General features: G+C 47.7%; 1 tRNA gene and 2 rRNA genes. All 3 read left to right on the top strand.

Annotation, left to right across the window (positions count from 1 at the left end):
* A 16S ribosomal RNA gene (locus HP548_RS00185) occupies nucleotides 1-86 on the top strand; the annotation flags it as partial.
* 102 nt (nucleotides 87-188) lie between these two features.
* Nucleotides 189-264: transfer RNA gene (locus HP548_RS00180), tRNA-Ala, on the top strand.
* A gap of 189 nt (nucleotides 265-453) precedes the next feature.
* Nucleotides 454-564 (top strand): 23S ribosomal RNA (locus HP548_RS00175); the annotation flags it as partial.

Here is a 564-nt window from a genome sequence, read left to right as displayed (position 1 = left end):
GCCAGCCGCCGAAGGTGGGATAGATGATTGGGGTGAAGTCGTAACAAGGTAGCCGTATCGGAAGGTGCGGCTGGATCACCTCCTTTCTATGGAGAATCGTTTCCCGAGTGGAAACATTCAAATCGCAGACTAGATCTGCAACAGCAACACAGTTACTTATCCATTTGTTCAGTTTTGATGGAATTTGAGGGGCCATAGCTCAGCTGGGAGAGCGCCTGCCTTGCAAGCAGGAGGTCAGCGGTTCGATCCCGCTTGGCTCCACCAAAGAATTTCGTCTATTTAGCTTGTTCTTTGAAAACTAGATATCGAAACGAAAATTGCGAATTAGAACATTCCTTTTAGGGATGAATGCTTGTTTGGTTCAAGTAACCGAAACAACAATCATCCTAGCTGAACTTGTGTAAGCAAGTGAAGTGTTTATAAGGTAGATTGCATTTGCTCCTTGGAGCAATTGGTTAAGCTACTAAGAGCACACGGAGGATGCCTAGGCGCTAGGAGCCGATGAAGGACGTGGCGAACAACGAAACTGCCTCGGGGAGCTGTAAGCAAGCTTTGATCCGGGGG

It is taken from the genome of Paenibacillus taichungensis (assembly GCF_013359905.1).
Classification (GTDB): Bacteria; Bacillota; Bacilli; order Paenibacillales; family Paenibacillaceae; genus Paenibacillus; species Paenibacillus taichungensis.
This window is presented reverse-complemented; position numbering and strand designations above follow the sequence as displayed.